This is a genomic window from Saccharopolyspora soli (assembly GCF_022678645.1).
Lineage (GTDB): Bacteria > Actinomycetota > Actinomycetes > Mycobacteriales > Pseudonocardiaceae > Saccharopolyspora > Saccharopolyspora soli.
The window spans coordinates 112486-136367 of sequence record NZ_JALBWV010000007.1 but is presented as its reverse complement, the minus strand read 5'-3'; the positions used below and the strand labels follow the sequence as shown (position 1 = coordinate 136367).

20 protein-coding genes are annotated in these 23882 nt (G+C 68.9%); 13 read left to right on the top strand and 7 right to left on the bottom strand.

Features of this window, described 5'->3' with window-relative positions; genetic code table 11:
• Positions 1-26: 26 nt before the first annotated feature.
• Positions 27-1220, top strand: coding sequence for an FAD-dependent monooxygenase (locus MOQ72_RS07690; protein ID WP_242181437.1), 1194 nt, complete (start codon positions 27-29; stop codon positions 1218-1220).
• Between the two features lie 78 nt (positions 1221-1298).
• On the opposite strand, the gene MOQ72_RS07685 is transcribed toward MOQ72_RS07690, so the two are convergent.
• Positions 1299-3146 carry an ABC transporter ATP-binding protein gene (locus MOQ72_RS07685; RefSeq protein ID WP_242181511.1) on the bottom strand — a complete coding sequence of 616 codons (1848 nt, stop codon included), beginning with the start codon at positions 3144-3146 and terminating at the stop codon, positions 1299-1301.
• 161 nt (positions 3147-3307) lie between these two features.
• The gene (locus MOQ72_RS07680) at positions 3308-3487 is read right to left on the bottom strand and encodes a hypothetical protein (protein WP_242181436.1); all 180 of its coding nucleotides are present in this window, start codon (positions 3485-3487) and stop codon (positions 3308-3310) included.
• A 699-nt stretch (positions 3488-4186) separates the two neighbouring features.
• On the opposite strand from MOQ72_RS07680, the gene MOQ72_RS07675 reads away from it, so the two are divergent.
• Positions 4187-5137 (top strand): zinc-binding dehydrogenase, encoded by a 951-nt coding sequence (locus tag MOQ72_RS07675; protein WP_242181435.1) that lies wholly within the window; start codon positions 4187-4189, stop codon positions 5135-5137.
• A gap of 7 nt (positions 5138-5144) precedes the next feature.
• Here the strand turns inward: MOQ72_RS07675 and MOQ72_RS07670 are convergent, their stop codons facing one another.
• Together MOQ72_RS07670 and MOQ72_RS07665 are read right to left on the bottom strand one after the other, a co-directional pair.
• The gene (locus MOQ72_RS07670; RefSeq protein WP_242181434.1) at positions 5145-5330 is read right to left on the bottom strand and encodes a hypothetical protein; all 186 of its coding nucleotides are present in this window, start codon (positions 5328-5330) and stop codon (positions 5145-5147) included.
• Positions 5331-5401: 71 nt separating this feature from the next.
• The gene (locus MOQ72_RS07665; protein WP_242181433.1) at positions 5402-6211 is read right to left on the bottom strand and encodes an IclR family transcriptional regulator; all 810 of its coding nucleotides are present in this window, start codon (positions 6209-6211) and stop codon (positions 5402-5404) included.
• 184 nt (positions 6212-6395) lie between these two features.
• Between MOQ72_RS07665 and MOQ72_RS07660 the strand changes: the two genes are divergently transcribed.
• The 4 genes from MOQ72_RS07660 (at position 6396) to MOQ72_RS07645 (ending at position 10727) form a co-directional block, all read left to right on the top strand.
• Positions 6396-7349 carry a DUF1177 domain-containing protein gene (locus MOQ72_RS07660; protein ID WP_242181432.1) on the top strand — a complete coding sequence of 318 codons (954 nt, stop codon included), beginning with the start codon at positions 6396-6398 and terminating at the stop codon, positions 7347-7349.
• Positions 7350-7435: 86 nt separating this feature from the next.
• A complete protein-coding gene (locus tag MOQ72_RS07655; protein ID WP_242181431.1) occupies positions 7436-8215 on the top strand; it encodes an enoyl-CoA hydratase-related protein in 780 nt (259 codons plus the stop codon).
• Between the two features lie 415 nt (positions 8216-8630).
• A complete protein-coding gene (locus tag MOQ72_RS07650) occupies positions 8631-9521 on the top strand; it encodes a nitroreductase family protein (RefSeq protein ID WP_242181430.1) in 891 nt (296 codons plus the stop codon).
• A gap of 120 nt (positions 9522-9641) precedes the next feature.
• Positions 9642-10727, top strand: a complete 1086-nt coding sequence (locus MOQ72_RS07645) for a VIT1/CCC1 transporter family protein (protein WP_242181429.1) — start codon at positions 9642-9644, stop codon at positions 10725-10727.
• A gap of 4 nt (positions 10728-10731) precedes the next feature.
• On the opposite strand, the gene MOQ72_RS07640 is transcribed toward MOQ72_RS07645, so the two are convergent.
• Positions 10732-11724: an aldo/keto reductase gene (locus tag MOQ72_RS07640; protein WP_242181428.1), complete on the bottom strand. Its 993-nt coding sequence runs from the start codon at positions 11722-11724 to the stop codon at positions 10732-10734.
• Between the two features lie 97 nt (positions 11725-11821).
• Positions 11822-12139: a GNAT family N-acetyltransferase gene (locus tag MOQ72_RS07635; RefSeq protein ID WP_242181427.1), complete on the bottom strand. Its 318-nt coding sequence runs from the start codon at positions 12137-12139 to the stop codon at positions 11822-11824.
• A 168-nt stretch (positions 12140-12307) separates the two neighbouring features.
• Between MOQ72_RS07635 and MOQ72_RS07630 the strand changes: the two genes are divergently transcribed.
• The 7 genes from MOQ72_RS07630 (at position 12308) to MOQ72_RS07600 (ending at position 22633) form a co-directional block, all read left to right on the top strand.
• Positions 12308-13306: a pirin family protein gene (locus tag MOQ72_RS07630; RefSeq protein ID WP_242181426.1), complete on the top strand. Its 999-nt coding sequence runs from the start codon at positions 12308-12310 to the stop codon at positions 13304-13306.
• A 296-nt stretch (positions 13307-13602) separates the two neighbouring features.
• Positions 13603-14586 (top strand): 2,3-diaminopropionate biosynthesis protein SbnA, encoded by a 984-nt coding sequence (sbnA, locus tag MOQ72_RS07625; protein WP_242181425.1) that lies wholly within the window; start codon positions 13603-13605, stop codon positions 14584-14586.
• A 15-nt stretch (positions 14587-14601) separates the two neighbouring features.
• A complete protein-coding gene (locus tag MOQ72_RS07620) occupies positions 14602-16347 on the top strand; it encodes an IucA/IucC family protein (protein ID WP_242181424.1) in 1746 nt (581 codons plus the stop codon).
• Entirely contained in the window at positions 16344-17981 is a 1638-nt protein-coding gene (locus MOQ72_RS07615; RefSeq protein WP_242181423.1) for an IucA/IucC family protein, read from the top strand. Before MOQ72_RS07620 ends, MOQ72_RS07615 begins: the two co-directional genes overlap by 4 nt.
• A gap of 133 nt (positions 17982-18114) precedes the next feature.
• Positions 18115-19905 carry an IucA/IucC family protein gene (locus MOQ72_RS07610; protein WP_242181422.1) on the top strand — a complete coding sequence of 597 codons (1791 nt, stop codon included), beginning with the start codon at positions 18115-18117 and terminating at the stop codon, positions 19903-19905.
• On the top strand, positions 19898-21091 hold the full coding sequence (locus tag MOQ72_RS07605; RefSeq protein ID WP_242181421.1) for a type III PLP-dependent enzyme: 1194 nt from the start codon (positions 19898-19900) through the stop codon (positions 21089-21091). The genes MOQ72_RS07610 and MOQ72_RS07605 overlap by 8 nt, the downstream gene beginning before the upstream one ends.
• A 156-nt stretch (positions 21092-21247) precedes the next feature.
• Positions 21248-22633 (top strand): amidase, encoded by a 1386-nt coding sequence (locus tag MOQ72_RS07600; protein ID WP_242181420.1) that lies wholly within the window; start codon positions 21248-21250, stop codon positions 22631-22633.
• A 232-nt stretch (positions 22634-22865) separates the two neighbouring features.
• On the opposite strand, the gene MOQ72_RS07595 is transcribed toward MOQ72_RS07600, so the two are convergent.
• On the bottom strand, positions 22866-23816 hold the full coding sequence (locus tag MOQ72_RS07595; protein ID WP_242181510.1) for a threo-3-hydroxy-L-aspartate ammonia-lyase: 951 nt from the start codon (positions 23814-23816) through the stop codon (positions 22866-22868).
• Between the last annotated feature and the right edge of the window lie 66 nt (positions 23817-23882).

Sequence of the window (23882 nt, the reverse complement as noted above, 5' to 3'; positions counted from 1 at the left end):
CCCGCCTGTTGCCAGGAGGTGGTGCTGTGAAAATCGTGTGCATCGGAGCCGGTCCAGCCGGGCTGTACTTCGCCATTTCGGCGAAGCTCCGGGATGCCGGGCACGACGTCACGGTCATCGAACGTGATCCACCGGGCGCCACCTACGGGTGGGGCGTTGTGTACTGGGACGACCTCCTGGACACGCTGTACAGCAACGACCGGGAGAGCGCGCAGCGGATCCGCGCCGAGTCGAGCCTGTGGCAAGAGCAGAAGATCGCGCTGCGCACCGACGAGGCGGCGTACCTCACCGGGTACGGCTACAGCGTCAACCGCGCTCCGATGTTGGAGATCCTCGCCTCGCGGGCCGCCGAGCTGGGCGTCCGCATCGAGTACGAGCGGGCCGCCGAAGACCTCTCGGAGTTCGCCGACGCCGATCTCATCGTGGTCGCGGACGGGGCCAACAGCCGGATCCGGCAGCGCTACAGCGAGCAGTTCGGCACCATCGTGGACGAGGGCCGCAACCCTTACATCTGGCTCGGCACCGACAGGGTGTTCGACAACTTCACCTTCGACTTCGAGGAGACCCCGCAGGGCTGGGTCTGGTTCCACGCCTACCCGTCCAGCGCTGGCGTCAGCACCTTCATCGTCGAATGCCAGGAATCGACGTGGCAGGCGCTGGGCTTCGACCGGCTCAGCGACGCTGAGGGCGTCCGGCTGCTGGAGCGGATCTTCGCGCGCATGCTGGGCGGTCATACGCTGATCAGCCAGTCCCGCGGCAAAGCCGCGTCGTGGCAGCGGTTCACCCAGGTCTACAACCAGACCTGGCGGCACGACAACGTGATCCTGATCGGCGACGCCGCGCACACCACGCACTTCACCATCGGCTCCGGTACCCGGCTGGCCATGGTGGACGGCATCATGCTCGCCCAGAAGCTGTTCGAGCACGAGGACGTGGCCGGGGCGTTGAAGTCGTTCGACGAGGAAGGCCACGCCGCGCTGCGCGTGGCGCAGGCCGCCGCGCGCACCAGCATGGCGTGGTTCGAGAGCCTCGACCGCTACACCGACCGCAACGCGTTGGACTTCAGCTACGCGCTGGCCGCGCGGCACGGCAGGCAGCCGCCGTGGCGGTACCAGCGGCACATGATCAACCAGAAGCCGATGGTGCGCAAGGGACTTCGGTGGGCCAACAATTGCCGCCGGGTCTACCGGGCACGCCGTCGCGGCGAGACCTGGCGTTAGCACTCCGGGCGCCCCGGCGAAGTCCGGGGCGCCCGCGTCTTCCCGTTCCCGGCAGTACGCATTCGAGAACGGGACGCGTCAGTTCGGTGAGTGCCCGTCCCCGCTTGCTGGTGTCCCGGCCGGGTGCTCCGGGTGGTGCAACCGGTAGAGGTGCGCGTAGCCGCCGTTGTTGGTGAGCAGTTCGGTGTGCGTGCCCGCCTCGGCGATCGACCCGCGATCCAGGTAGATGATCTGCTGCGCGTCGCTGACCGTCAGCAGGTTGTGCGAGATCACGATCGTCGTGCGGCCCGCCATCAGGCGGCGGAGCGGGGCCAGGATCCGCCGGGTCGCGTCGGCGTCCAGGCTGGTGGTCGGTTCGTCCAGCAGCAGGATCGGCGCGTCCCGGATCATCGCGCGGGCGATCGCGATGCGCTGCCGCTGCCCACCCGAGAGCAACCGGCCGCGCTGCCCGACCCGAGTGTCGTAACCCTCCGGCAAGCGCTGGATGAACTCGTGCGCGTCGGCCGCCTCCGCCGCTTCGACGAGCTGGTCGCGGTCCGCGTCCGGGCGTCCGGCCAGGATGTTGTCCGCGATGGTGCCGTCCAGCAGCAGGGTTTCCTGCAGCACGATCGCGATGTTGGCGCGCAGTTCGGTCAGATCCAGGGCCCGCAGGTCGAGCCCGTCCACCAGGATCCGGCCGCGGGTCGGGTCGTAGAAGCGCAGCAGCAACTTGGTCAGCGTGGACTTGCCCGCTCCGCTGGCCCCGACCACGGCGGTCGTTTGGCCCGGCAGGGCGCAGAAGCTCACGTCGTGCAGCACGTCGGTGGCGGTGTCCGGGTAGCGGAAGGTGACCCGGTCGACCTCCAAACGCCCGGTCGGCCGCTGCGGCATCGGGATCGGGTGCGCCGGACTGCGCACCAGCGGGCGCTGGTCGAGCAGCTCGATGATGCGCTCCGCGCTGGCCGAGGCGGCGAAGAGCGTGTTGGTCAGCTGGCCGAGGCTGCGCACCGGGGTGTAGAGCTGGGACAGGTAGACCAGGAACGCCAGCAGTCCGCCGAGGCTGATCCGGCCCGCCGACATCTCCCAGATGCCCACCCCGAGGATGGCCATCACGCCGAAGACCTCCAGCAGGTCCACCAGCGGGGAGAACAGCGCCCCGACGCGCGTGGAGGCCAGTTCGGCGACGACGTTGCCGCGGCTTTGCCGGGCGAAGCGGTCCACCTCGGCGCTTTCCCGCCCGTATGCCTGGATCAGCGGCGCGTTGCCGAGGCTCTCCTCGGCGACGGTGCTGATCGACCCGCTGCGGCCGCGCACTTCGCGGGAGGCGGCCTTGATCCGCTTCGCGAAGAATTTGGCGACGACCCAGAACAGCGGCACCGCGATCAGGGACACCAGCGCCAGCACCCAGTCGAGGTAGAAAAGCACCCCGGTGAAAAGCACGACCTTCACCACCGAGGAGAACGTCTGGGCGACACCGGAGAGCACCAGGCTCTCGATGGCGCCCACGTCCCCGGTGAGCCGGGAGAGCGTGTCACCAATGCGCCGCCGGTCGAAGAACCCGACCGACAGGGTGTGCAGGTGTGCGAACACCCTGGTGCGCATCTTGTGCAGGAAGTTTTCGCCGATCCAAACAGCGAGGTAGTGCCCCGAGAAATCGATTACCCCGGACACCAGGGTGATCGCCGCGTAGGTCGCCGCCACGGCGGGAAAAGCGGCGAAGTTGCGGGGGGTGAGGACGTCATCGACGAGTACTTTGAACAGCCAGATCGCGGCGGTGTCCAGCAGTGGCGAGAGCACCACCAGCAGCAGGCTGAGCAGCAGCCAGCCGCGGAACGGTCGAGCGTACGGCCAGAAGCGGCGGAAAACCTCGCGCACCCGCACCACCGGTGCGTGCTCGACGAGTCCTTCGGTGTCGCTTTCGGCTGGCCGCAGCAGCCAATTCACCAATCCCGGCAAACTCTCACCCCCGCTAGCAAGGGCGTAGCTCCCACCCCAGCGGAGTGGGAGCTACGCGTCGGTTCAGTGGCCATCAGGACTCACTGGTTCAGTGGGCATCAGGGCTCACTGGTTCGGTGGGCATCAGGGCTCACTGGTACGGAACAGGTGGCTCAGCACCACCAGCCGCCCCAGCCGCCGCCCCAACCGCCCCAGCCGCCGCCCCAGCCGCCCCAACCGCCCCAGCCGCCCCAGCCGCCCCAGCCGCGGCCAAAGCCGCCCCAGCCGCCCCAGCCACCCCAGTTGCTCTGGGTGCCACGGCCGAACCTGGTGAAGACGTCCTTGATCTGCATTCCAATCACTCTTTCCATGGTCGATGCACGTCGGGTGCCGAACAGCCGTGCAGTCCGGCACGCGCTTGCACGCAGCGCAAGTGATTCCGCTCCCCGCAGGCCATCCGAGCGGATCGATCTGGGCCCTGGATCGAAGTTCTGCTCGGTGGGAGAGCTAGCGGCATGCGGGCTGGCCGGAATCCTTTTCGTTGCGCCGGGCCACGTCGCCGTTGAGCCGGTCATCCCCAGTAACTGATGTCATCCCCAGTAACCGATGTCATTGCTACTGACCTCGGCCGACTCTTTTCGTCGATGTGACCAGTTCCCACCGTAAGCCGTCGATGCGAGGAGGACAAGCTGACTTTTGTGTTGGTTGGAAGGAATTTTTTCGCCTTTGTGACCAGGGGCCCTGATGATGCGCTGGGACTCGGGCATTAAGTCCCTGGTGTTCCGTTGAATCTTGTTTTTGGTGCCGGGAAATCCGGTTTCGGGTGCGATCTCTTTATGTCGTTGGCGGCGTTTTCATGGCCGGGAAATCAATCATGGACTTGGTTTGCGCTTAACATGTTCGGATGTGCGGTTGATAAGTGTCAAACAGGATGTCCGGTGAATGATTTGCCTGCCGCATGCTCGTGCCGAGGCGATCAAGATCTTTCTAAACTGCGGCGCAGCGGTTAGAGTCTGCTGCCGGTCGGCTGTCCAGACGCGGGAGGGTGCCGGATGTGGGCTTATGCGTTGACCGCACCAGGACAGCTTTCCCGTTGCGAGACAACGGATATCGCCACCGCCGCGGTGCGCTCCGGCGAGGTGGTCGCGCGGCTGCTCGCCGGTGCGATCTGCGGCAGCGATCTGCCGAACTTCCGCGGTGGCGGGCTGACCGAGCGGCAACTGCCCGGCTTCCCGCTGCACGAGGTGGTCGGTGAGGTCGTCGCCAGCGCCGCACCGGACATCGAGGTCGGTGCTCGCGTCGTCGGCTGGGCTGGTGGTTTCCAGGGATTGGCGGAGTACTTCACCGCACGGGCCGAACAGCTCCACGTGCTGGACACCCCGCTGGACGACGTGCACGCCACCGTCGCCCAGCCACTGGCCACGGTGCTTTGCGCACTGCAACGGGTGCCCGAGATCGCTGGGCGCCGTGCGGCGGTCATCGGCCAAGGGCCGCTCGGGTTGTTGTTCAGCCATGTGCTCAACACCTGCGGCGCGGCCCCGGTGATCGGCGTCGACCGGGTCGATCGTGCCGATGTGGCCGACAAGTTCGGCGTCAGCGAGCCGGTGTGGGACAACTCGGAACGCTGGGCGCGGCAGCTGTCCGAGGCGGGGCGGCCGGAGATCGTGGTCGAGGCGGTCGGACACCAGGCGGCCACGCTCAACGACGCGATCCACGCGCTGGCGCCGGGCGGTTTCCTCTTCGCCTTCGGGGTGCCTGACGACGAGCACTACGCGGTCGCCTTCCGGCAGCTGTTCCGCAAGAACGGCACGCTTGCCGCTGGTGGGACCACCAACTGGCGGCACTGGCTGGAGCGTGCCGTGGCGTACCTGCACGAGCATCCGGAACTGGCGGACAACTACGTCACCCACGTTTTCGCTGTCTCCGAAGCACAACGCGCGTTCGAACTGGCCGCGACACCGGCGCGGGGCCGGTTGAAGGTGGTGCTGCGGCCCGAGGACTGATCCGGCGTCAGGCGCCTCGGAACAGGTGCTGGAAGAAGGTCGTCAGCGAGTTGACCATGGTGGTGATCGCCGTGATCAACAACTCCCAGCCGGAACGCACCACGCCCGCCGCGCCGACCGGATCGCGCACCAGCAGCGAGCCGCAGACCACCACCAGCAGCGCCACGATCGCGATCACGGCCTTGCGGTTCATGAGATCAGCCTCCGTCGTCCGGCCACCCTCGACGCCGACGAGACCTTACCGGGCCGAGGTGGGCTGGCCGATCATGGCTGGCCGCGCCGGCGAAGGACGGGGTTGGTCAGCAGCACGCTGATCCGCGCGCTGGTGTCCTGCAGCAGCTCGACCCACTCGGTGGGGGCGGGTTGGTGCGGTTCGGACAGCCAGGCGATGCTCAGGCTCCCGTAGGGCTCATCACGCAGGAAGATCGGCACCGCGAGGGTCGCCGCGTCGCGGTCGTACTCGCCTGCCGTGTAGGCCCAACCGGCCGCCCGGATTTCGGCGAACTGCTCCTCCAACACGGCCAGATCCGTCACGGTGTACTCGGTGAAGCGCGCCAGCGGCCGGTCGGTGAAGAGCTGGGAGCGCTGGTCATCGGGCAGGAACGCGTAGAAGGACTTGCTCGTGGCCCCCGCGTGCGCCGGGAAGAGCTCGTTGGTCAGCGGGTATTCCCGCAGCATCCCGTCGGCGCCCGCCACCGCGACGACGCATCGCATGTGCGCGCTGTCCGGCAGCGCCAACAGCACGTTGTGCCCGGTTTCCTGGGCGACCTCGGTCAGCAGTGGCCGCACCAGGATGCCCAAGCCGCCCGCCTGGTCCCACATCCGCCCGAGATGCAGCGCCGCTGGGCCGATCCGGTACCGGCGGTTCGCGGTGTCCTGCACCAGGAACCCGCGGTGGGCCAGCGTCGCCAGCAGTCGCTGCGCGATCGAGGTGTGCAGGCCGAACTCGGCGGCCACCTCCGTGACGCCCCATTCCGGCCGGTTGCGGTCGAAGGCGAGCAGCACCTGCAGGGCGCGGTCCGCGGTCTGTGGCAGTCCAGGCGGGGTGCGGCGCTCGGTTTCCAGAGCTGACATGGCTCCATTTTGCGGATAGCGGGATTTTCTTGCTCGTCGCTTCGCTGGTCGCGCACAGTAATCGCAGGGCGGTCGTCGGGGTCACCCGAATGGGGCCTCGGCGAACGCCACCCAATCCTGGCCGCGAGATCGGGCGACCCCCCGTCTCGCCCGGTGCTCGCGGCCCCTGCTGGGAAGGGCTCGGATGCTCAAGCATGTCCTGGACGTGGTCGAACTCCTCGATGACCCGAAGGTGACCGGCGCCGATGTCGTCGGTTACCTCGACCGAGTGGCCGGGGAGACTGGACTGGCGTCCAGCACCACCGTCCGCGGCGACAAGGGTGCGACCGACTTCGTGCAGGTCCGCGTCCCCGGCGCACGGGGCCGGGCCAGCGGCGGCGACGCTCCGACGCTGGGCGTGGTGGGTCGTCTCGGCGGTGTGGGCGCCCGGCCGGAGATGATCGGCTTCGTCTCCGACGGTGACGGCGCCGCGGCGGCCATCGCGTCCGCGGCGAAGCTGTTGTCGATGCGCGCTCGCGGCGACGTCCTGCCGGGTGACGTGGTGATCAGCACCCACGTGTGCCCGAGCGCCCCCACCAGGCCGCACGAACCCGTGCCGTTCATGGACTCGCCGGTGGACATCGCCACCATGAACGCCCACGAGGTCACCGACGACATGGACGCGGTGCTGTCCATCGACACCACCAGGGGCAACCGGATCATCAACCACAAGGGCCTGGCGCTGTCGCCGACGGTCAAGCAGGGCTGGGTGCTCCGGGTCTCGGACCGGCTGGGCACCCTGCTGGAGACCGTCACCGGCGAGCCGCTGGTGACGTACCCGGTGACCACCCAGGACATCACGCCGTACGGCAACGGCGCGTACCACATCAACTCGATCCTGCAGCCCGCCACCTCGACCGACGCCCCGGTGGTCGGCCTGGCGATCGTGGCCGCGACCGCCGTGCCCGGCTGCGCCACCGGAGCCAGCCACGAGATCGACATCGCCGCCGCGGCCCGGTTCGCGGTCGAGGTCGGCAAGGAGTTCGGCGCGGGTCAGCTGGCCTTCCACGACCAGGCCGAGTTCGACCTCCTGCTGGCCCGCTACGGCTCGCTCGCGCACCTGCAGACCATGGGAAATCGGCCGTCCGGAGCCGCCTGAGCACCGGACGGCGCGCACTGGGTGCGGACGGGTTTTTGTGCGAGGCTCGGGGAAACGACGATGTGGTCGAGTTCTCTGGAGCGTCGATGAGCAGCCCGCAGTACCAGCACCTGCTGACCGAACAAGACGGTCCGACCGTCCGGATCACCATGAACCGCCCCGAGCGGCGCAACTCGCTGTCCGCCGGGCACCTCGCCGAGCTCCGCCAGGCGTTCGAAGCCGCTGGTGAGACGAAGGCGACCGGGATCGTGCTGGCCGGTGCGGGCCCGGTGTTCAGCTCCGGCCACGACTTTGGCGACATGGCCGACCGCGACCTGGCCGGGATGCGCGAGCTGCTGCGGCTGTGCGAGTCGGTGATGCGCACCATCCACGCTGTGCCGCAGGTGGTGATCGCGCGGGTGCACGGGTTGGCGGTGGCGGCCGGGTGCCAACTGGTCGCGACCTGCGACCTGGCGGTGGCCGCCGAGTCGGCCGGGTTCGCGCTGCCGGGCGGCAACGGCGGCTGGTTCTGCCACACGCCAGCGGTGCCGGTGGCCCGCTCGATCGGCCGCAAGCGCCTGTTGGAGATGGCGCTCACCGGTGATCCGATCGACGCCGCGACCGCCGAGCGGTGGGGCTTGGTCAACCAGGTGGTGCCGGACGCGGAGTTGGACACCGCGGTCGACGAGTTGATGGCCCGCGCCACGCGGGGCAGCAGGCACGCCAAGGCGGTGGGCAAGCAGACCATCTACGCCCAGCTCGACCGGCCGGAGGACGACGCCTACGCGATCGCCACCGAGGTGATGGCCGCGACCTCGCAAACCCCGGACGCGAACGAGCGGATGCGGGCGTTCATGGAGAAGCGAAAGCCGACCTTCACCGACTGAACACCGGTCTTTGTTCTTGTTTTGAAGCGGCGAAGCCGCTTAGCCCGCCTACGCCACTGGCAACGCCGCGGGTTCTCAGACTGTGCCCACTGGAGTTCTCTGGGAGGACCTACCTCGACGTGGTGTATTGGGCATACCTGATGTCGGGGATCCCGGACCGAGACGGCGTCTGAGGTTCCGCTATCCGCACCGCAATGCAAAACGAGTTCTAGGACAGGCTCTGTGCGCCGTGACTTTGTGCTCTGGCCCGATCAGCGGGCCCGTGCGAACGATGGTGAGGTCCGGAGTTCGTTTAGGTCGTGGTGCTGGTGTTCGGTTCGATCGTCGGGAAGCGCCCGCGAGGATCGCGGCGCTGGCTCAATGAGGGGTGGCTGCCGCGTCTGCCTCGCCGCGTCCGGCGGTTGTTGGCACTCGGATGACGCGCAACGTCGCTCCGTCTTACGACACCGTGTGCTCGGCGCTGTCCTTGGCATGCCGCGCACCATCGGTGCACAACTGCCAGCCGTGGCGGTGGCTGCTCGCCGAGCGGTCGGTGCAGCTGTTCCTGGACCTGTCCCGATTACCCGAGGCGCTGGACCCGTCGACGCGCGCGCAGGTGATCAGCTGCGGTGCCGCCCTGCACCACGTGCGGATCGCGTTCGCTTCGTTGGGCTGGCGTGCGCTGATCCACCGGCTGCCCAACCCGTCCCAGCCCGGCCACCTGGCGTCGATCCAGTTCAGCCCCCGTGACCACGTCGCCCCGGCGACGGTCGCGCTGGCCGGTGTCGCCGCGCAGCGGCGCACCGAGCGGCGGGCCTACCTGCCGGATCTGGTTCCGCCGGAGCTGTTGACGACGCTGCGCGCCGCGGCTGAGACCGAGCACGGCGCGCTGGTGCGGGCCGCCGAGCACCGCGCGGCTGTGGTGGATGCGGTGAAACGGGCTTCGCAGTACCGGGAGTCCGTCGAATACCAGCACGCGCTGGCCGATTTCGACGACCCCGAACCGGCGGTTCCGGAGTTGGACGACAAAGCGGTGCTCGCCGTGCTGGCGACCCGCAGCGACCAGGTCGACAGCTGGCTGGCGGCGGGGGAGGCGCTCAGCGCGGTGTTGTTGAACGCGGCCCGCGAAGGCTTGGTGACCTGTCCGCTGAACCACCTCAGCGAGGTCTGGGAGGCGCGCGAACAGGTTCGGACCACCGTGCTCGACGGTGCCGGATATCCCCAGCTCGTGCTGCGCGTGGGCTGGCCGGGGCCCGGGGAACCGCCGCCGATCACACCGCGCCGCGTGCTGGCCGACTCGCTGGAACTGCTCCCGCCGCGTTCTTAGCAGTCCACAGCGGACGTCTACAGTGGATACTCTTGGCGCGCTGGCTGCACGACGCCGTCGACTTGCTGATCGCGGCCGTTTCGAGTGGTGGCTGTCAGGGGTCGCTGGGAGGCTTGGCCCGTGCGTGACGGCGGGGATCGAACGAGCAGGGCGGATGCGCGGTCGGTGCGCCGTTGGCGGCGTCTGCTCGCTGACGAGCGCGAAGAAGCCAAGGTCTACCGCGGGCTGGCCGCCCGGCGCAGCGGCGAGGAACGGGAGATCTTGCTCGGACTCGCCGAGGCCGAGGAACGGCACGCCGCCTACTGGGCGGAACTGCTCGGCGACGAGGTCGGGCCGCAGCGGCGCGGTCAATTCCGGATGCGCGTGCTGGTGTTGCTGGCCCGCTGGTTCGGGTCGGTGTTCGTGCTCGCCTTGGCGCAGCGCGCGGAAAGCCGAACGCCGTACCGCTTCGACCGCGACGCACCACCGGCCATGGCCGCCGACGAGCGGATCCACGAAGAAGTGGTGCGAGCTCTCGCCGCTCGCGGTCGCGCTCGGGTGTCCGGAACCTTCCGGGCGGCGGTGTTCGGCGCCAATGACGGCCTGGTGAGCAACCTGGCGCTGGTGCTGGGCGTCATCGGTGGGCAGGTGCCGACCTCGACGGTGCTGCTGACCGGCCTGGCAGGATTGCTGGCCGGTGCGCTGTCGATGGGGGCCGGTGAGTACATCTCGGTGCGCTCCCAACGGGAACTGCTCGCCGCGGCCGCACCGAACCCGGAAGCCCGCGCTGTGGTGCCCTATCTCGACGTCGACGCCAACGAACTCGCCCTGGTCTACCGGGCCAGGGGGATGTCGGCCGAGGAAGCGCAGCGCCGCGCGGATGCCCTGCTGCGCAATCCCAAACCGCCCGTGCCACCCGCCGAAGCACCCGTCGACGAGCACGAAGTCGTCGGCACCGGCATCAAAGCCGCGACGTCCAGCTTCGTCTTCTTCGCCTCTGGCGCGCTGATTCCGGTGCTGCCGTTCCTGATCGGCCTCACCGGCGGCCTGGCGGTGCTGGTCGCGGTCGTGCTGGTGGGCCTCGCGCTGATGCTCACCGGTGCCGCGGTCGGCGTGCTCTCCGGCGCGGCACCGCTGCCCCGCGCCGTGCGGCAACTCGCCATCGGCGCGGGCGCAGCAGCGGCGACCTACCTGCTGGGATTGGTCTTCGGCGCGGTCGCCGGGTGAGTGATCACCGGTCCAGCCGGGCCATCCCGGCGGGCGTGTAGCGCTCACCGGCGGCGGCACCGGGCGGGAACTGCTCGGACAATTCCGCCACGACCGCCGGATCCAGCTGCGCCGTGGCCGCGGCGATGTTGTCCTTCACGCGCTCGATGCGGCGGCTGCCGGGAATCGGCACCACGTCGTCGCCCCGCGCGAGCAGCCAGGCCAGCGCGAGTTGCGCGGCGGTGAGCCCGAGCGCCTCGGCCCGCTCGCGCAGTGGCCGGGTCAGTTCGATGTTGCGGCGCAGGCTCTCCTCTTCGAAGCGCGGATAGCGCTTCGAACGCACCTCCAGGTTCTCCACGTCCGAAACGTCGCTGAAGGCACCGGTCAGCACACCGCGGCCGAGCGGTGAGTACGCGACGAGCGCGACGCCGAGTTCCCGCAGTGCGGGCAGCAACTGCTCCTCCGGGTCGCGGGTGAACAGCGAGTACTCCTGCTGCACCGCGGCGATCGGGTGCACCGAGTGGGCGCGGCGCAGGGTGCTGGCGCTGATCTCGGACAGGCCCAGGTGCCGGACCTTGCCCGCCTGCACGAGTTCGGCCAGCGCGCCGACGGTCTCCTCGATCGGCGTCGTCGGATCGAGGCGGTGCAGGTAGTAGAGGTCGATGTGGTCGGTGCCCAGCCGGGCCAGGCTGGCGTCCGCCGCCTGGCGCACGTACTCGGGTCGGCCGCCCCCGGTGTCCTTGTTGGCGCCGAACTTGGTGGCCAGCACGACCTCGTCGCGACGCTTCGCGAGCAGGCCGCTGATCAGTTCTTCGTTGTGCCCCTCGCCGTAGGCGTCGGCGGTGTCCAGGAAGTTCACCCCGAGGTCGAGCAGTTCGTTCAGCAGCCGGGCCGACTCCGCGTCGTCGGCGGCGCCGTACACCCCGGACAGGCCCATCGCGCCGTAACCGATGGCGCTGACCTTCGGGCCGTTGGAACCCAGCTGACGACGGGCCAGGGGCGGAGTGACTTGAGACACTTGCGGACTCCGATCACTGTGGTTGGCAGGCGGTCTGCCACCAGCCTAGTACTCCCGGACCGCCCGGTTCACCATCTGGACCGACCACAAAGGACGGTCAGAGCTCGAAATTCGCCCGCTTGTCGGCGGGAACGAGATCCAGGTAGTCCGGGTGCTTGCTGATCCAGCCGCGGATGAACGGGCAGTACGGCAGAACCGCCAGACCCCGTTGCCGGGCGGCGTCCAGCGCCGCGCGCGCGAGTGCGCTGCCCAGTCCCCGCCCTTCGAAGCGGGAGTCGATCTCCGTGTGCATGAATGCGATCGACTTCGGGTGCAGCTTGTACTCGGTGAATCCGGCCAACTCGCCGTCGGCGTGGATTTCGAAGCGGCTGGCATCGGGGTTGTCGGCGATCTCCTTCTGGGTGGAGCTGCTCACGTTTGGCCTCCAGACGGGTCCGTGGCGGGTCTAATGGATCTTCGCGGTGGCTGGTTCGCCACGCAGGGTCACCGTACTGCGGTTCGGCTCGGTGACCAGGTGTGCGATCCGGCTCAGGGACAGTGCCATCGATTGTGCACGGTGGCGTGGGTAGGGGAGGCTGGCGCGGTGAGCAACGTGGAACGTGATCCGGCCGAAGTGCAGTGCGGCGGCGTGGCGACCGCGGCCGAACCGGAGCACGAACTTCTCGAACCGCGCACCGTGCCGCTGGGCGGTCCGCGGGCGATGCTGGTCAGCCGCACGCTGCCGAACCGCGACCGGCGCATGGTGGGCGCCTGGTGCTTCGCCGACTTCTACGGCCCGACGGACATCACCGGCCAGTCGGGCATGCAGGTGCCGCCCCATCCGCACACCGGGCTGCAGACGGTGAGCTGGCTGCTCGGCGGCGAGGTGCTGCACCGCGACAGCCTGGGCAACGAGCAGTTGGTGCGGCCGGGTGAGCTGAACCTGATGACCGCTGGTTTCGGCATCTCGCATTCGGAGGAGTCGCCGAGCGGGCACGGCCCGGTGCTGCACGGCGTGCAGCTGTGGGTGGCGCTGCCCGGTGACCAGCGCGATGTCGCACCGCACTTCGAGCACCACGGTGCGCTTCCGGTGCTGTCCACGGCGGACGGCGACGTGACGGTGCTGATGGGCGAGCTCGCCGAGGCCGAGTCACCGGCGCGGACCTACACGCCGTTGCTGGGCGCGGAGCTGTCGGTCAACGCGGACCGGGCGTTGCGGCTCCCGGTGCAAGCCGAGTTCGAGCACGCGGTGCTGGCGATGTCGGACGGGATTTCCGTCGACGACCAGCCGCTGGCCAACGGCAGCATGCTCTACCTCGGACCTGGGCGCCGGGACGTGCTGGTGCGCGCCGACCGCCCGGCGCGTGCGCTGCTGCTGGGTGGCATCCCGTTCGAGGAGCAGCTGGTCATGTGGTGGAACCTGGTCGGCCGCTCCCACGAGGAGATCGTCCAGGCCCGTGCGGACTGGGAGCACGGTCGCACCGCGGCCGACCCGGATGGTCGTTTCGGTACCGTGCGCGGCTACACCGGTCCGGCACTGCCCGCGCCGGAGCTGCCGAACGTCGAGCTGCGGGCCCGCGGCCGAGCCCGCCGGTCGACCTGATCGAGTCGCTGCGTCCATTGTGGATCTCGTGCCGGTGCACGTGATCCGCTCACCGGCGGATTCCATTCGTGTCCACTGTGAACTGTTGTGTTGGCTGGACATTTCTTGGTGGTCGCCCGCGCGAACTGATTCCGACATCTACGGCGTCACGCCACTGGTCGGCTGCCCTGTTCGGGTCAACTTCGCTGCTTTGGTGTGATCATGACCTCGCGCTCTCGATCTATTAAGTTAGGCTAACCTTTGCTAACGTTCCGGCCGTCGCTCTGCCCCTTCCGGTCGCCGAGCTGAGGAGACACGTGGCTGTCGACACCCTGACCGAATCCGTTGCCGAGTCGGTTTTCGAGTGCGTGGGCAACACGCCCGTGGTCGCGCTGAACCGGTTGTTCCCCGCACCCGATGTCGAGGTGCTGGCCAAACTGGAGCTGATGAATCCCGGCGGCAGCATGAAGGACCGCGCCGCCCGGCACATCGTCGAATGCGGACTGCGGGAGGGATCGATCCGCCCCGGCAGCCACCTGGTGGAGAGCAGCTCCGGAAATTTCGGGATCGCGCTGGCGATCGCCGCCCGCGTCCACGGCCTGCGGTTCACCTGCGTGCTGGACCCCAAGGCAGCCTCGTCCAACGTGGCGATCCTGCGGCACCTGGGCACCGAGGTGGACGTGGTGACCGAGCCGGACGGCCTGGGCGGCTACCTGCACACCCGCATCCGTCGAGTGCGGCAGATCCTCGCCAGCTCACCTGGCGCGATCTGGATCAACCAGTACGCCAACGACCGGAACTGGCAGGCGCACTACTACGGCACCGGCGCTGAGCTCGCCGCGCAGTTGGTCCGCGCGCCGTCGTACCTGTTCGGCGCGGTGAGCACGACCGGCAGCATCCTCGGCTGCGCCCGACGGCTGCGGGAGAACTTCCCGGCGCTGCGAGTGGTGGCGGTCGATGCGGTCGGCTCGGTGATCTTCGGCGCACCGGCTGGGCCGCGCGAGGTGCCCGGCATCGGCGCCAGCCGGGTGCCCGAGCTGTTGTCCCCGGCCGAGATCGACGACGTGGTGCACGTCAACGACTTCGACGCGGCGATGGGCTGTCGGGATCTACTCGCCGCCGAAGGAATCTTCGCCGGTGGATCCACCGGGGCGGTGGTCGCGGCCATCCGCCGCGTGCTGCCGGAGCTGCCGCGTCCCTGCCGGGTGGTCGCGGTGTTCCCGGACCGCGGTGACCGCTACCTGGATCTGGTTTACGACGACGAGTGGCTCGCCGCCGCCCGACAGCGCTGCGCCAACTGACGACGAGGAGACCTGGTGTCCGCGGAAGTCTTCCTCGGTGCGGGCGACGAACCCGGGCATCGGCGCTTGGCTGGAGTTGGACCGATGCGCGCCGAACCGGCCGAGCTGGTGATGCGTGATCTGATCGACGCGCTGCTGCAGGAGGACCTGGTCGAGTTCGCCGGTGCGTACTGGTGTCGGATGAAGGTGCCGACCGGCTGGGTGAGCTGCCGGGTTCGTCCCGGCGGCGCGCTCCAGCGCTACCGGTACGCCAGCGGCCCGGTCTGGTATGCGGGGGACGGTGCGCAGCCGCGTCCGATTTCGCCGGAGGAACTGCTGTTGCTGGCGTGCGGTGAGTTCCCGGCCGCCGACGACGTGGCCGAGGACGTGCGAGCGGCCGTGTCGCACACTGCGGTGCTGCTCGGCCAGCGGGACGGGCTCGACCTGCTCCCCAAGGCAGGGGAGTTGCTGGTGGGGGAGCGGTTGGCCGCGACCCGCAACCGCCCGTTCCACCCGACTGCGCGCGCCGCATCGGGCTGGTCCACGGCGGAGCTGACCCGGTACGGCCCGATGCGCGCTGAACCGCTCGGCTTGGACTGGGTGGCAGTGCGACGTGACCGACTGCGCTTCGGTCAGGGGGCCGACTCGCAGCGGATTCCCGAGCTGATCCTCGACCCGGCGGCGCAGCGGATGCTCGGTGATCTGGTGGCGCACACCGACGAATTCCTGCCGATGCCGGTGCATCCGTGGCAGTTCGATCACGTGCTGCCGACCCAGTTCGCCGCGGAACTGGCCGATGGCGCGGTGGTTCCGCTGGTGCGCGGGCTCGGCCGGTTTCACCCCACGGCCTCGATCCGCACCCTGACCACCGCACCGGAAACGCCCCGACAGGTCAAACTTCCGCTCGCCGTGGCCACGCTGGGGGCGACGCGGTTGTTGCCGCCGCGCTACCTCGCCAACGCCGAACGAGCCCAGCAGAGCATGCGCGAACTGATCGACCGGGATGCGGTGCTGAGCCGTCGTGTCGCGCTCTGCGACGAGCGGATCTGGTGCGGTTGGCACGATCCCGCCGACGAGTTCGGCAACCGGCCCGGCCAGCTCGCCGCGCAGGTGCGGGTGTATCCCGAGCTGGACGGGTTGGCGCTGCCGATGGCCGCCTTGGCCGCCCACGAGTGGGACGTGCTGGCACCGGTGTTGTCGGAGCGGTTCGACGCGGTTCGTTTCTTCCGAGAGCTGGCGGGGGCATTCTGCGAGCTCGGGTTCGGTTTTCTGCGCAATGGCGTGCTGCCCGAACTGCACGGGCAGAACGTGGTGGTCACGCTGCGCGGTGGGACGGTGGATCGGTTCGTGCTCCGCGATCACGACACGTTGCGGCTGTATCCGCAGTGGATGAAGGCGGCCGGAACGAGGGATCCGCGGTACGCGATCAAACCCGGTGCGCCGCAGTCGTTGCACTTGGACTGCGCGGAGGCGTTGGTCGGCTATTTCCAGACGTTGGGCTGCCAGGTCAACCTGTACGGCATCGCCGACGCGCTGTGCCGACATTTCGGCCTGGACGAACGCGTGCTGTGGTCCGAACTGCGAGCAGCGGTGCTCGATTGCTTACCACCGCTGCCGAAGGCCGTCGCAAACGTGTTGCGCGCCCAGCTGCTGCACGCCCCGACGTGGCCGAGCAGGTCGGTGCTCGGTCCACTGTTGAGGCAGGGACGCGCTGGCGGAGTGAGCATGCCCGCTGGTACCGGGTCCGTGCCGAATCCGCTTTCCGAGAAGGTGTTGCGGTGAACGAGATTCGTGCTCGGGCGGCTGCGCGACAACGCCTGCTGAACGCGCTGGCGCGGGAGACCGGTGCGGAAGCAGGCGACGATCAAGTGCGCATTCCGCTGCGCACCGCACCTGGTGCGCTGGTCGCGGCGTTGCGGTACCGCTCCGAGTTCGGTCACCACGCTTACTGCGACGACCTGTTCCGGGAACACCCCGGAGGTGACCGCGTTCCAGTCGGTCACGACGAACTCGTGGCGCTCGTGGCGGACGAGCTCGCCGCACGCAACGGCGGAATCGGTGCCAAGGCGGCGTTCGTCAGCCAAGTGGCCAACAGCGTCGCCCGATCGGCCCGGTATTTGGCCTGCGATCCCGGTTGTCGGCCGACCGATCCAGCTGGCATTACGCGATTGGCGGAGCAGTCGGTGCTGTTGGGGCATCCGTTCCACCCGACGCCGAAGAGCGCGGAGGGCTTCAACGATGACGAACTGGACTGCTACGCGCCAGAACTCGGTGCGTCCTTCCAGCTGCACTACCTGGCGGTGGCCGCCGAGTTGGTGGTCGAGGAGCGCGTCACCGAGGGACCGTGGATTCCGACGGACGTCGAGGAGAAGGCCCGCACGGCTCTGCGCGCTGACCAAGCCGACTACGCGCTGCTGCCGGTGCACCCCTGGCAGGCAGCACACCTCGGTGGGCAACCTGCTGTCCGGGCGCTGATCGACGCGGGGAAGCTGGTGCCGCTGGGTCCGCTCGGTGCAACGGTGTACGCGACGTCATCGGTGCGCACTGTGTGCGATCCCGGCTTCGGGACGGTGTGGAAGCTGCCGTTGCACGTCCGCGTCACCAACTTCATCCGCAACAACCCGGTGGAACACCTGCGCCGCGCCGCCGACGCCAGTCGGCTGATCGCCGCAGCGGCCCGCGACTGGCCGCACGACGGGTTCGAAGTGCTGTTGGAGACCGGGTACCGAACGGTCGATCCGCGGGTGGTCGGGGAGCTGACCGGGGATTTCGCGGTGCTGTTCCGCTGCTTTCCGTTCGTCGGGTCGGAACTGGCCCCGCAGGTGCTGGCCGGGCTCCTGGAAGACCGGCTCGACGGCAGCGCACCGGCGCTGGTGGATCTCGTGGCGCAGGCGGGGCCGCTGTCCGCCGACCACGTAGCCGAGTGGCTGCGCGAGTACCTGCGGATCTCCCTGGCGCCGCTGCTGGCGGTGTTCACCGACGACGGCATCAGCTTCGAGGCCCATGTGCAGAACTCTCTGCTGCACACGGAGAACGGGTGGCCGCGGCGTTTCTTCGTCCGAGACATGGAAGGAACCAGCGTGAGCCGCGATCGCGTTCGCCTCGACGACCTGCCGCCGGACAGTCCGGCGAGCTACGACGACGCGGAGGCGTGGATGCGGCTGCGTTACCACTTCATCACCAACCACCTCGGACACCTGGTGCACGTGCTCGGTCGCCACACACCGGCCGGTGAGCGTCGGTTGTGGGCGCTGGTCCGGGATTTCGTCCGGGAATGTCCTGGCCGATATGCCGCCGAACTGCTGGAGTCGCCGGTCCTGCCCGCGAAGGCGAACCTGCTCAGCCGCTTCGCCGAGCGCGGCGAACGCCCGCTGTACGTCGAAGTCCGCAACCCGATCTGCGAGGTCAACCGATGACACCCTGTGTGTCAACCTCAGTCCTCCCGAGCCGCACCTCAGGGGAACGTGACGCAAGCCAGCCACAAGAAACCATGAAACGGGAGATCGGGCTTGGCGTGACCACAACTGTGAAATGCGGAGAGGCCGACCAGTGACCGCCGAACTGGTGCAGGCCGCGCTGACCGCGCCGAGCTTCCGGAGGGTGCGGCGCCGGGTGTTCCGCCAGCTCGTGTCGTCGCTGGTGTACGAAGGCGCGCTGCGGACCCGGCAGAACGGGGACGAGCACGTCGTCGAAGGCGTGGACCCGGCCGGTCAGGAGATCCGCTACTCGTTCCACGCGGTGCGCCGGTTCGGCTTCGACCGGGTCCAGCTCACCTCGGAGGTCCGACGCGGCGACCGGGAAGCGGAGTCGCTCAGCGGTTTCCTCGCAGAGGTGCTCGGTTCGCTGGACGCCGACCCGGATCGCCTCACCGGTTTCGCGCGGGAACTGGAGGAAACCGTGTTCAAGGACGCGCTGTCGGAACACGTCCGCACCCAGCGGCGGACCGACCTGCGCACGGCGGACTACGACACCCTGGAATCGGCTATCACCGACGGGCACCGATACCACCCCACGTACAAATCCCGGCTGGGCTTCGATGCCGCCGACAACATCGCCTACGGCCCGGAGTTCGCGCGCCCGCTGCGCCCGCTCTGGCTCGCCGCCCATCGCAGCATCACCGAGGTATCCGCATCCCAGACGATCGATGAGCACTACGTTCCCGCCCAGTTGGATGCATCGGCAACGGCCTTCCAGCGGCGCATCTCGGAAACCGGTGGCGACCCGCAGGACTACGCGCTGGTGCCGGTGCACCCGTGGCAGTGGCAGGAGCGGATCGCGCGCGCGTTCGCCGACCAGCTCAGCACCGGCGCGTTGATCCTGCTCGGCGAAGACCCGCACGAGTTCGTCGCACAGCAGTCGATCCGCACCCTGGCCTGCCGAGACGATCCGCAACGGCCCTACCTGAAACTGTCGATGTCCATTGTGAACACTTCGACCAGCCGGGGTCTCGCCGCGCACACCGTGCGCAACGCACCGCGAATCAGCGACTGGCTGCGCGAGGTGGTCACCGGCGACGAGTTCCTGCGCGACGAGCTGCGGCCGATCCTGCTCGGCGAAGTGCTCGGCACCGCGGTGAATCCGGACGCCGGGCTGTTGCGAATGGACACCTATGGTGCGCTGGCCTGCATATGGCGCGAAAGCCTGCATCGTCACCTCGCTCCCGGTGAACAGGCCGTGCCGTTCACCGGGTTGACCGCGTGCGAGGTCGACGGCGCACCGCTGATCGACCCGTGGGTGCGGGAAATGGGCATCCTGGAGTGGGTGCGGCGAATGGTGCGTGCCAGCGTCCTGCCGCTGGTGCACCTGTTGTGCCGACACGGCATCGCACTGGAAGCGCACGCGCAGAACATGGTGCTGGTGCACGACAACGGTGCCCCGACGAGGGTGGCGCTCAAGGACTTCCACGACGGCGTGCGCTTCGCCCGCGAGCACCTGGCCGCACCGGAGTTGTGCCCGGAGTTGGCCGGGACGCCCGCGCACCACCAGAACCGCAACTCGTTCGTCGAGGCCGACGATCTCGCCCTGGTCACCGACTTCCTGCTGGACGCGTTCTGCTTCGTCAACCTGGGCGAGTTCGCGATGTTCCTGGCCGACCACTACGAATTCGGCGAACGGTCGTTCTGGCGGGTGGTGCGCGACGAGATCCGCGCCTACCAGCAGCGGTTTCCGGAACTGGCCGATCGGTTCGCGCTGTTCGACGTGTTCACCCCTACCATCGAAGTGGAGAAGTTGACCACCCGCCGCCTGCTGCCGGACACCGAACTCCGGCTGCACACCGTGCCGAACCCGCTCGCCGAGGTGGACCGATCCCGACGACCGCTTGGGGACCACGTTGCGTGATCAGCTGACGAAAATCGTGCAGGACAGAGCGGGCGGCGAACCGGTCTGCCTGTTCGCCTACGACTTGGACCGGCTCACCGAACACGTCCGCGGCGTCGTGGCATCGCTGCCGCCGCGGTGCCGGATGTTCTACGCGATGAAGGCCAACAGCGCTGATCGATTGCTGCGGACGATCGCGCCGCTGGTCGCCGGGTTCGAAGTCGCCTCCGGCGGCGAACTCGCCAAGGCGCGGGCGGTCAGCGCGACGACGCCGGTGATCTTCGGCGGCCCGGCCAAGACCGCGGCGGAGATAGAGCAGGCGTTGGTGCAGGACGTCCGGCGGCTGCACGTGGAAAGCGTGTTGGAACTGCACCGGATCTCCGAAGTCGCCACCCGGCTCGGGCGCACCGCGGACGTGTTGCTCCGGGTCAACCTCGCCGGCCCATTCCCCATTGCGACCTTGGCGATGGCCGGGCGTCCCACCCAGTTCGGCATCTCCGAAGCAGTGCTGCCCGATGCGGTCGCTGCCGCGCAAGCACTGCCCGGAGTCCGGTTGGCCGGATTCCACCTGCATTCGCTGTCCAACAACCTCTCCGCGCCCGCGCACCTGGACCTGCTCGACCACTACCGCCACACCGTGTCGGGTTGGGAGCAGGAGTTCGGAATCCGCTGCGAGGTGCTCAACGTCGGCGGCGGCATCGGGGTGAACTACGCGGATCTGGCCGAGCAGTTCGACTGGACGCGCTTCGCCCGCGAACTGCCCGCCGTGATCGACGAGTTCCCGGACCACTGGGCGGAAATCGACTTCGAGTGCGGCCGGTACCTGGTCGCCGAATGCGGCCAGTACGCGGTCGAAGTGATGGACGTGAAGCGCAACCACGGCGTGGACTACGTGCTGGTGCGCGGCGGCACCCACCACTTCCGGCTCCCGGTGTCCTGGCAGCACAGCCACCCGTTCACCGTGGTGCCGGTGGACCAGTGGTCGTCGAGCGCGCCGCGCCCGGAACTGCGTGACGCGCGGGTCACCGTGGCAGGCGAGTTGTGCTCACCCAAGGACGTCCTCGCCCGAGACGCACCGGTGGCGCGAGTGCGGCCCGGTGACGTGCTGGTGTTCAGCCACACCGGGGCCTACGGCTGGGAGATCTCGCACCACGACTTCCTCAGCCACCCACACCCAGAACGCCTCTTCTACGGCGACAGCGCTTAGAAATCCGTCGTACGCCTTTCGCGGCGGCTGGCGGGCGGGGAAGTCAACGGACGGTGTGCGCGGTTTCGTCGTGCGCCGCGGACATGTTGCCAACTTTCCTCGCGGTCCGGTCTGGTCGAGACTCGGGGTTTGGATCGCAAGCGAGGAGAACGTGGCATGGCTGAGCTGGCTGATCTCTCGGCGGTGGATCTGGTGGCGGCGTACCGGGCGGGCGAGACATCGCCGGTCGAGGTCGTCGATTCGGTGCTGGCGCGCGTCGATTCCTGCGAATCCAAGTTGTGCGCCACCTACGCGCTGGATCCCGACGCAGCGCGCACGGCAGCGCGGGCCGCCGAGCAGCGCTGGAGAAGCGGCGCACCGGCCGGGCCGATCGACGGAGTGCCGGTGACCGTCAAGGAGAACATCGCCACCAAAGGCACACCCGTGCCGTTGGGCACGGCGGCCACCGAGCTGGTTCCGGCCAGGGAAGACGCCCCTGCCGCCGCGCGACTGCGGGAAAGCGGCGCGGTGATCTTCGCCAAGACCACCATGCCGGACTACGGCATGCTCACCTCTGGTGCGTCGAGCTTCCACAAGCTGGCCCGAAACCCGTGGGAGATGACCCGCACGCCGGGCGGTTCCAGTGCCGGTGCGGGCGCAGCCGCCGCAGTCGGATACGGCCCGCTGCACGTCGGCACGGACATCGGCGGTTCGGTGCGGTTGCCCGCCGGGTGGTGCGGGGTGGTCGGCCTCAAGCCCAGCTTCGGCCGGATTCCGGTGGACCCGCCATACCCCGGTCGGACCATCGGTCCGCTGACCCGCACGGTCGCCGACGCGGCGCTGCTGAGCTCGGTGCTGTCCGCGCCGGACGCCCGCGACCACACTTCGCTGCCGCCCGCGGTCCTGGACTGGATGCGGCTGGACGGCGATGTTCGCGGCCTGCGCATCGCCCTGCTGCTGGACCACCGGGTGGGCTTGGCGGTCGAGCCCGCGATCAAGGCCGCCGTGACCGCCGCTGCGCAGCTCTTCGAGTCCGCCGGGGCGGCGGTGGAACCGATCGACCCGTTCCTGTCCCGCGAAATGCTCGACGGTATGGACCTGTTCTGGCGCTTCCGGGCCTGGACCGACATCTCGGCGCTACCCGCCGAGCGCCGCGCCAAGGTGCTGCCGGACATCGCGCAGTGGGCGACGAGTGCCAAGGACGTCTCCGCCGCCGATGTCTTCCACGGCTTCAGCCAGATGGATGCGATCTCGGTGGCGGCGAACCGGGTGGTGCGCGACTTCGACTACGTGCTGTCCCCGGTGGCGGCGATTCCGCCATTCCCGGCGGAGCAGGCGTATCCGACCAACGACCCGATGCGTCCGTTGGAGCACATCGCGTTCACGCTGCCCTACAACATGTCCGGGCAACCGGCGGTGTCGGTCAACTGCGGCTGGACCCCGGAGGGCCTACCGATCGGACTGCAGATCGCGGGCAAGCGCTTCGACGACGTCGGCGTGCTCAGCCTGGCCCGCGCCTACGAACAACTCCGCCCCGCACAACGCCCGTGGCCAACCGTGTGACCTGTTGGTCGTCCGCCATCAGCGTGCGGAGCTGCGGGTCTTGCGACGAGCGCGTTTCCGGTTGTCATGACCAGACCAACGGACAGCATCACGGCACTGGCTAGCGAGCCTGCGCCCAGGATCAGCACGAGTATCGCTCCGAAGGCCACGCTGAAGTAGTGCTCGTCGAGATCGACGGGCGTCGCGGGGGTCCCAGCGTCGCACCCACTCCACGCCGGTCGCGCGAAATCGTTCAGCCGCCGAGGAGGTCGACGAAGCGCTGGAGCCCGATGTTGCCGCCGGAGATCACCACGCCGACGCGCGGCGGCGGGGTGATCCGTCCGGCCAGCAGCGCCGCGATGCCGACCGCGCCGCTGGGCTCGATCACCAGCTTCAGCCGCTCGAAGGCCAGCCGCATCGCCGACCGGATCTCCTCGTCGCTGACCAGCACGATCTCGTCGACCAGCCGCCGGTTGACGGAGAAGGTGAGCTCACCGGGGGTGTCGGCGGCAAGGCCGTCGGCGATGGTGCGGGCGACCGGGATCGCCACCCGCTCGCCAGCGGCCAGCGATCGTTTGGTGTCATCCGCGGATTCGGGCTCGACGCCGACGACGCGGATGGCCGGGTTGAGCGCCTTGGCCGCCGTCGAACACCCGGCCATCAGTCCGCCACCGCCGATCGGGGCGACCAGCGCGTCCAGCGGACCGGCCTCCTCCAGCAGTTCCAGCGCCGTCGTGCCCTGCCCGGCCATCACGTGCGGGTGTTCATAAGGCGGGATCAGCGTGAGGCCGCGTTCGGAGGCGAGCCGCTGGCCGAGGACCTCGCGGTTCTCGCTGTACCGGTCGTAGGTGACGATCTCGGCGCCGTAGCCGCGCGTCGCGTCCAGCTTCGCCGCCGGTGCGTCCGCTGGCTTGAGGATCACAGCGGTGCCGCCGAGCAACCGGCAGGCCAGCGCGACGGCTTGCGCGTGGTTTCCGGAGGAGTACGCGGCCACGCCGCGACTCAGCTGTTCCTGGCTGAGCCGGGAGATCGCGTTGTAAGCGCCGCGGAACTTGAACGCGCCCATCCGCTGGAAGTTCTCGCACTTGAGGAAGACCTCGGCGCCGACGAGCTCGTCCAGCGTGCTGGAGGTGACCACCGGGGTGCGGTGCGCGACGCCGTCCAGGCGTTTCGCCGCGTCCCGCACGTCGTCCACAGTCACGATCTCGCTCACTCGGCGCCCCTTCCGGTCGACTTCAGACACCCGATGATATGGCCCGGAATCCGCCGA